Here is a 7,904-nt window from a genome sequence, read left to right as displayed (position 1 = left end):
CCCGGCTCTTTCTTGCCCGACGCCGTCAGGTCCGCCGCGGCCGCCTTATTGCAGCCCCTCGCACTTCTTCGGTCCGAGCCGGGTCAGCGTGCGGGTCTCGAAATCGTAGACCGAGCGCTCCACGATTGCCGGGGTGAACTGCCGGGCCGTGATGGCATCGAATTCGGGGCAGGTCTCGCGCGTGGCCTCGCCGTCGTAGAGCATAAAGGTCACGCCCGTGGCCTTCACCACCGGCCATTCACCGACATGCAGCCCCGACCAGACCACCTGCTGGCGAACGATGTCATAGATCGACAGCGTGCGCGGCGGATCGGTATCGCCGCTGTCGAGCACCGCATAGCCGCTCGCCGCCCCCATCAGCATCAGGTTGTCGGAGGGGCCCGCGATCTGAATGTCGCCCGGGCCGACATCGGTGCTGCACGGTGCGGCGCTGCCGGCACGCAGCCGCGCCACAATGGTGTCGCCCGGAATGGCCGCCACGGAATTCTGCGACACCACGGCATAAGGGCCGCTTTCCACGCAACTCACCCCCGGCGGCAGCCGGCGCGCGGCCTCTGCCTTCTGCGGCACGGCAAGGCCGGCCACGGCCGCCAGTGCCAGCGCCAGCAGCGCGGCCGGCGCAGAGCGCAGGCCGCGACGGCCCCTTACCAACACGACAGCATGCATCACAACCCCTCCCGGCCAACGCGATTCGCCGGGCCGAGAGTGCCGTCTCGGCGCCGCCATGGAAAGAGGCGGCGTCAGCCGACGCGGAAATGCAGCCGCGCCCGGTCGGAGCGGTAGACGGCGGTGTAATATTCCACGGGATCGCCGGAGGCGGTGTAGGCACAGGATTCGATGCCGACCAGCGGCTGACTGGCCGGCACGTCAAGCAGCGCCGCCTCTTCGGCATCGGGAATGATGGCCTCGATCCAGCGGTCGGCGCGCTTGACGACCACACCATATTGCCGGCGCAGCGTGTCGTAGAGCGAGCGGTTCTGCATGTTGACCTGATCGAGGCCGGGCACCAGCTCTTCGGGAATGAGCGTGCGCACGATCATGCGCGGCGCGCCGTCGACGTGAAGAACCCGGTCGAGCGAGACGCACTGCTGGCCGGCGGCCAGCTTCAGCAGCCGGCGCGCGCGCTCCGGCGGCTCCACCACCGTCTGGCGCAGCACCTGGCGGGCGATGGTCTTCTGCTTGCCGAGCAGCTCGCCGGAAAAACCCGATGAGGTGCCGAGGAAGTCCTGTTCCTCGCGCGCGCTGGCCACGAACGCGCCCTTGCCCTGCAACTTGTAGATGACGCGCTCGGTCACGAGCTGGTTCAGCGCCTCGCGCACCACCGTGCGCGAAACGCCGAATTCGGCGCAAAGCTCGTGTTCGGAGGGCAGCCGCGCGTGCTCCGCCAGCCCCTCGTCGTGAATGCGCGCGACGAGAGCGGACTTGACCTGCGACCACAAGGGCAGATGCGCCGGCGGCGGCGAGGCAACGGCCGGCCGGCCGGGGGCCCGCCCCCCGGTTCCGGCCGCGCGGCCGGTTCCCGTCCCGTGACCCGTGGCACGTCTCGTCACCACCTGCTCCGTCATCGGCTGGCCCTGCCCTTCCAATGCCAATGCTTTGCCGGCAGCGCAAGCCACCCGCAGGCCGCAGCGCCAACGGGTCGCAAGCGCAGGCTGCACCGGCGTTGCGCACCGCGCCTCATGCCGCGTCTCATGCCGCAGCCGCCAGTGCCGCCGGCACGCCGTGCCGCGCCGCCATCAGGGCAACGGTCGCCGCCAGTTCCTCTTCGCGCCGGGCCCGGTTCCAGCCAAGGGCGGCGCCGACGATCTCTGCCAGATCCGCCAGCACCTCCGGCACGGCAAGCCCTTCGAAGGCAATCAGCGTGCGGCGCAGCACGATGTCTTCCAGCCGCTCCACCCGCTCGTTCTGCGCCAGCCAGGCGATTTCGGCGCGGGAATAGGAAGGCGCACCGGCAACCGGCCGGTCGGGCCCGGCCGCCATGGCCTCCGCAATCGCCAGAGCGCCGCTGCCATAGCGCGCCGTCAGACGGTCCGCCACAGGCTGCGGCAGGCCGCTGCGGGTTGCGACCTGCGCGCTCAGGGCGGCAAGGCTTGCCGCGCCCGCGTCCAGCCCCCGGCCGCCGCCCACCCGCAGATGCTTCGTGCTGGTCCGGCGGGCGGTGCCGAGCCGGGCGAGGACTGCATCCGCAATCTGCTCGGCGCAGGCGCGATAGGTCGTCCACTTGCCGCCGACGAGGGTGAGCAGAGCAAACGGCCGCCCGTCATCGGGCTCGCGCACATGCAGTTTGTGATCGCGGCTGATGGCCCCCGTGGCGCCGGCCCGCGAGGCCGGCAGCGGCCGCACGCCGGCATAGTGAAACACGATGGATGCGGGGCCGAGACGGGTTTTCGGCAGCACCTCGCGCAGGACGCGGAACAGGTAGTCGATTTCCGCCGGCGAGCACACCACGTCGGCCGGATCGCTGGTGCGCAGGTCCGTCGTGCCCAGCAGAAACAGATCGCCCTCCATGCGATAGATCAGGCAGACGCGGTGATCGGGCGTCTCGAAATAGAGCATGGTATCGCCGAGTTCGCGCACCAGCTCCGGCGCGCGGATGACGAGGTGCGACCCCTTGGTGCCGCCCATCAGCTTTTCGTCATAGCCGAGCCGCCCGTCCACCACGTCCACCCACGGCCCGGCGGTGTTGATGACGAGGCGGGGCGTAACGGAGAAGCGCTCGCCCGACACACGGTCGGTCAGTTCGACGGTGCCGCCGCTGCGCCCGGTGACGGCCAGATAGTTGATGGCCATCGCCTGCGGGCAGTCGGCCTCCGCATCGGCGACGAGTTCGGCCACCAGACGTTCCGGGTGAGTGATCCGGGCATCGTAATATTCGCCGATGACGCTGATGCCCGGCATCAGCGAGGGCATGGTGGCAAGGGCCTCGCGCCGCGAAACCATGCGGTGGCCGGGCATCGAGCGCCAGGCGCGGCCGAACCAGTCATAGACCCACAGCCCCATCGCCACCACGCAGCCGCCCTTCGACGACGGCGTGCGGATGAGGCGCAGCGCCCGCCCGGCGGCCGAGCCGAGCCCGCCCAGCCAGCCGCGAACCGGCACCCACACCCGGATCGGCCTGACCACATGGGCGGCGTTGTGCAGCAGCAGATTGCGCTCCTCCACGCTTTCGCGCACGAGCGCGAACTCGCCCGTTTCCAGATAGCGCAGCCCGCCGTGGATGAGGCGCGACGGCGCCGCCGACGTGCCGCCGCCGAAGTCGCCCTGCTCGGCCAGCAGGCACGCCACCCCCTGCGCCGCCAGATCGCGCATCACCCCCACGCCGTTGATGCCGCCGCCGATGATGAGCACGTCAACGGATGTCTGCGCCGCAAGGCGCCTGATCTGGTCGGCACGCGATTGCATGGAAAGCCTCTCCGGGTCGGAACTGCCGGGCGGCCGGAATGCCGCCTCCTGGTTTGCGGCCATTCTAGAACCGGTTACTTGTAATTACAAGATACGGCGCCATCATTGTGCCACAGCGATTGACTTGAGAAAATTTCCTCTATTTTTCAGCGCATTAAGCCCGATTTTCGGCCCTCTGCAACTTTCGTGTTGACGGCAGCCAAAGCGCCTGTACAGTTCGCCTATAATTACAAGTTAGGGCTGGGAGGTTCAAAGTCGCCGAAAACAGGCGGCAGCCTCCCGGGAGGAAGCGCCGGTCGTGCAGGGATGCGATCCGCTCAGGCGGTCCGCATGCGCTGTCTGTTGCCCGCCCGCTCCTTCCCGCGCCCCGCGGAGGAGACGTAAATGGCGGACTGGCTCATCGGCATTGATGCCGGCGGCACCATGACCAAGGCGGCGCTGTTCGACGCGGACGGCCGCGAACGGGCGTGCGAGCGATTTCCCAATCAGATGCTGTTTCCGGCGCCCGGGCACACCGAGCGCGATGCCGATGTGATGTGGGGGGCGGCGGCCAGCGCCGTCCGGCTGCTGCTGGAGCGCACGGGCATCGCCCCGTCCGCCATCGCCGGCGTCGCCACGGCCGGCTACGGCTCGGGGCTTTATGTGGTGGACGCGGCCGGCAATCCGCTGCGTCCGGGCATCGTCTCCACCGACACGCGGGCGACCGCGCTGGTGGAGCGCTGGCGGCAGGACGGGCGGTTTGCCCGCAACGCCCCGCGGGTGCAGCAGCGGCTGTGGTGCGGCCATTCGCTGGCGCTGATGGCGTGGCTGGCCGAACACGAGCCAGACCTCGTCGCCCGGGCCCATTCGGTGCTGTTCTGCAAGGATTTCCTGCGCGGCCGGCTGACGGGCGAGCTTTCCACCGACCCGACCGACGGCGGCATTTCCGGCCTGATGGACAATGTCAGCCGCCGCTGGGCGACCGACGTGATGGACGATCTCGGCCTTGGCGTCTGGCGCGGCAGGATGCCGGACATCGGCCCCTCCGAGGCAGTCGCCGGCGCGGTGACCGCAGAGGCCGCCCGCCAGACCGGCCTTCTGCCCGGCACCCCGGTGGTGCGCGGCCTCGTGGACGTCACCGCCGCCTCGGTCGCCTCCGGCATCACCGATGCCCGCCAGCTTGCCGTCATCGCCGGCACCTTCTCCATCAACCAGACGCTCCACGCCACGCCGCGCATGGAATATCTGCCCTTCCTGCAGAGCCCCTATCCCATCGGCGGGCTTTATCTGGCCACCGAAGGCGCGGCGACCTCGGCCGGCAATCTGGAATGGTTCTGCAAGTCGGTTCTGACCGCCGGCATGCGCGCCGAACTCGGCTCGCGCTCCATTTATGACGTGTGCAACGAAGCGGTTGCCGCCAGCCTCGACCGGGCCAACGACATTCTCTTCCTGCCTTATCTGTTCGGCGGCCCCGACGGCGCCCCGGCCGGCTTCATCGGCCTTTCTGCCGGCCACCAGTTCGGCGACGTGGTGCGCGCCATCTACGAAGGCATCGCCTTTGCCCACAAGGTGGATATCGACCTGCTGCTTTCCGGGCGCGATGCGGCGCAGCCGGAGGTCATCCGGCTGGCCGGCGGCGCGGCGCGCTCCGATGTGTGGGCGCAGATCTTCGCCGACGTGCTGGAGCGCCCGGTGGAGCTGACCGAGGGCAGCGAACTGGGCGCGCTCGGCACCGCCATTTCCGCCGCTGTCGGCCTCGGCCTGCAGCCCGATTATGAGACCGCCGTGCGCGCCATGGTGCGGGTGAAGCGGCGTTTCGAGCCGCAGGCCGGCCGCTTCCCGGCGCTGCGCGACAAATATGCCCGCTTCCGCGCCGCCACCACCGCCATGTCCTCGCTGTGGCGGGCGCCGCAGCCGGCGGCACCGTCCGCCGCCGCGGCCGCCGCCTGAGGGAAGGACACGCCATGGCAATCGAAGTTCAGGATGTCGGCCGCACGGTGGATGGCGAGATGCATCTCGCCGGCATCAACCTCAGCCTCACCCCTGGCCACCTCCACGTTCTGGTGGGGCGCACCGGGGCCGGCAAGACCTCGCTGCTGCGGGTTCTGGCCGGGCTCGACCGGCCCTCGGGCGGCCGGGTGATGGTGGACGGGCGCGATGCCCGCTCCATCGCCCTCAACCGGCGCCGGGTCGCCTTCGTCTACCAGCAGTTCGTCAACTACCCGTCGTTTACGGTGTTCGACAACATCGCCGCGCCGCTGCGCCGGGCCGGCATGGCGCGCGAGGCCATCGAGCGCCGGGTGCGCGAGACCGCGGCGCTGCTGCACATCGACCACCTGCTCGACCGTCTGCCGGCCGCGCTTTCCGGCGGCCAGCAACAGCGCGTGGCCATTGCCCGCGCCCTCGTCAAGGACGCCGATCTGCTGCTGCTCGACGAGCCGCTGGTCAACCTCGACTACAAGCTGCGCGAGGAACTGCGCTCCGAACTGCGCACCATCTTCCGCAAGTCCGGCCGCCTCGTGGTCTACACCACCACCGAGCCGGTGGAGGCGATGCAGATGGGCGGCACCACCATTCTGATGGATGCCGGGCGCATCATCCAGACGGGCCCGGCCATCGATGTCTATCACCGGCCGGCCTCGCTGAAGGCGGCCGAGATCTTCTCCGATCCGCCGATGAATCTGGTGCCCGCCCGCCTTGAGGGCGACCGGCTGACGGTGGCCGGCGTGACGGTGCCGCGCCCGGCGCACATGGCCGGCCGCATGGAGGGCGATGCCTTCGTGGGCCTGCGGCCGAGCCAGCTCGCCATCGGCCTTGAGGGCGCTCCTGCCGGCATCGCGCTGGCCGGCCGGGTGCAGCTTGCCGAGGTCAACGGCTCGGAAACCTTCATCCACATCGAGGCCGGCGGCGCGCTCTGGATTGCCGAGCGCCACGGCGTGCACCCGACCGCGCCGGAAACGCCGGTCATTGCCGCCATCGATCCCGACCGCCTCTACCTGTTCGCCCCGGCCGGCGCCCTCATCGCCGTGCCGCCGGCAGCAACCCAGCGGGTGCACTGATGGCCGAAATCCGCCTGGAAGGCGTTCGCCACTCCTATTTCCCCTATCCGACCGAGCACAAGCACTTCGCCCTGAAGCGGGTGGATCATGTGTGGCGCGATGGCGGCGCCTATGCGCTGCTCGGGCCTTCGGGCTGCGGCAAGACCTCGATGCTGAATATCATCTCCGGTCTGGTGCGCCCCTCCGAAGGCCGGCTGCTGTTCGGCGGCGTCGATGTCACCGACGTGCCGACCGAGCGGCGCAACATCGCGCAGGTGTTCCAGTTCCCGGTCATCTACGACACCATGACCGTGCGCGCCAACCTCGCCTTTCCGCTGCGCAACCGCGGCGTGCCGGAGGCGGAAATCCGCCGCCGCGTCAACGAGATCGGCGAGATGCTGGAGCTTGGCCCGCTGCTCGACCGGCGCGCCTCCGCCCTCAGTGCGGCCGAAAAGCAGACGATCTCGCTCGGCCGCGGTCTGGTGCGCCCCGACGTGGCGGCCATCCTGTTCGATGAACCGCTGACCGTCATCGACCCGCAGGTGAAGTTCGAGCTGCGCCGCAAGCTGAAGGCCGTGCACGAGCACCTGAAGCTGACGATGATCTACGTCACCCACGATCAGAACGAAGCGCTGACCTTCGCCGACACCATCGTCATCATGTATGACGGCGAGGTCGTGCAGGTCGGCCCGCCGGAAGATCTCTACGAGCGGCCGCAGCATTCGTTCGTGGGCTATTTCATCGGCTCGCCCGGCATGAACCTGATGGCGGCGCGGGTGGAAGAAGGCCGGCTGGCCTTTTCCGGCGCCTCGCTGCCGCTGCCCGACCATATCGCCGGCCGCCTGCCGGCCCGCGCACAGCTGAAAGTGGGCGTGCGCCCCGGCGCCATCCGCCTCACGCCGCCCGGCACCGCCGCGGCGCTGAAGGCCCGGGTGGAAGACGTGGAACACCTCGGGCCGTTCTCGGTGGTCGACGTGCGCCTCGGCGACAGCCTCATCAAGGTCAAGGTCGCCGACGGCGATGCCATCCCCGCGGACGATGCCGGCCTCGTGCTGCCGCCCGCCCACACCCTCGTTTTTGCCGACGACCGGCTGGTGGGAGCCCTCGCATGACGACCAAGACGGACGACAACCGCGCCTGGTTCCTCATCGTGCCGGTGGTGGCGCTGGTCGCCTTCAGCGCCGTGGTGCCGCTGATGACGGTGGTGAACTATTCGGTGCAGGATATCTTCGGCCCCGGCAACCGCGTGTTCGTCGGCACCGAGTGGTTCCGGCAGGTGCTGGCCGACAGCGACATCCGCGATGCCTTCGTGCGGCAGTTCCTGTTCTCCGGCCTCATCCTGGCCATCGAACTGCCGCTCGGCGTGGCGGTGGCGCTGGTGCTGCCGAAGAAGGGCTGGAAATCCTCCCTCGCCATCGTGGTCATCGCGCTGCCGCTGCTCATTCCCTTCAACGTGGTGGGCATGATCTGGCAGGTGTTCGCCCG

General features: G+C 69.4%; 6 protein-coding genes and 1 pseudogene. 4 read left to right on the top strand and 3 right to left on the bottom strand.

Annotation, left to right across the window (positions count from 1 at the left end):
- Positions 1 to 45 precede the first annotated feature (45 nt).
- From V7067_RS10820 to V7067_RS10810, 3 genes are all read right to left on the bottom strand, one after another.
- Positions 46 to 666: a hypothetical protein gene (locus V7067_RS10820; protein WP_334175912.1), complete on the bottom strand. Its 621-nt coding sequence runs from the start codon at positions 664 to 666 to the stop codon at positions 46 to 48.
- 74 nt (positions 667 to 740) lie between these two features.
- Positions 741 to 1,439, bottom strand: a complete 699-nt coding sequence (locus V7067_RS10815) for a GntR family transcriptional regulator (RefSeq protein ID WP_334175911.1) — start codon at positions 1,437 to 1,439, stop codon at positions 741 to 743.
- Positions 1,440 to 1,689: 250 nt separating this feature from the next.
- Complete coding sequence (locus tag V7067_RS10810) at positions 1,690 to 3,402, bottom strand: glycerol-3-phosphate dehydrogenase/oxidase (RefSeq protein ID WP_334175910.1); 1,713 nt, start codon at positions 3,400 to 3,402, stop codon at positions 1,690 to 1,692.
- A 384-nt stretch (positions 3,403 to 3,786) separates the two neighbouring features.
- Here V7067_RS10810 and V7067_RS10805 point away from each other — a divergent pair, with 384 nt between their 5' ends.
- From V7067_RS10805 to V7067_RS10790, 4 genes and pseudogenes are all read left to right on the top strand, one after another.
- On the top strand, positions 3,787 to 5,331 hold the full coding sequence (locus V7067_RS10805; protein ID WP_334175909.1) for an FGGY-family carbohydrate kinase: 1,545 nt from the start codon (positions 3,787 to 3,789) through the stop codon (positions 5,329 to 5,331).
- Positions 5,332 to 5,345: 14 nt separating this feature from the next.
- Positions 5,346 to 6,440, top strand: coding sequence for an ABC transporter ATP-binding protein (locus V7067_RS10800; RefSeq protein WP_334175908.1), 1,095 nt, complete (start codon positions 5,346 to 5,348; stop codon positions 6,438 to 6,440).
- Positions 6,440 to 7,531, top strand: a complete 1,092-nt coding sequence (locus V7067_RS10795) for an ABC transporter ATP-binding protein (protein ID WP_334175907.1) — start codon at positions 6,440 to 6,442, stop codon at positions 7,529 to 7,531. Before V7067_RS10800 ends, V7067_RS10795 begins: the two co-directional genes overlap by 1 nt.
- Positions 7,528 to 7,904 (top strand): annotated as a pseudogene (locus tag V7067_RS10790) (sugar ABC transporter permease); the annotation flags it as partial. The gene V7067_RS10795 and the pseudogene V7067_RS10790, both read left to right, overlap by 4 nt.

It is taken from the genome of Pseudoxanthobacter sp., from assembly GCF_036822375.1.
Taxonomy (GTDB): Bacteria; Pseudomonadota; Alphaproteobacteria; order Rhizobiales; family Segnochrobactraceae; genus Pseudoxanthobacter.
The sequence above is the reverse complement of the archived record's forward strand: the minus strand, read 5'-3'. Positions and strand labels throughout refer to the sequence as shown.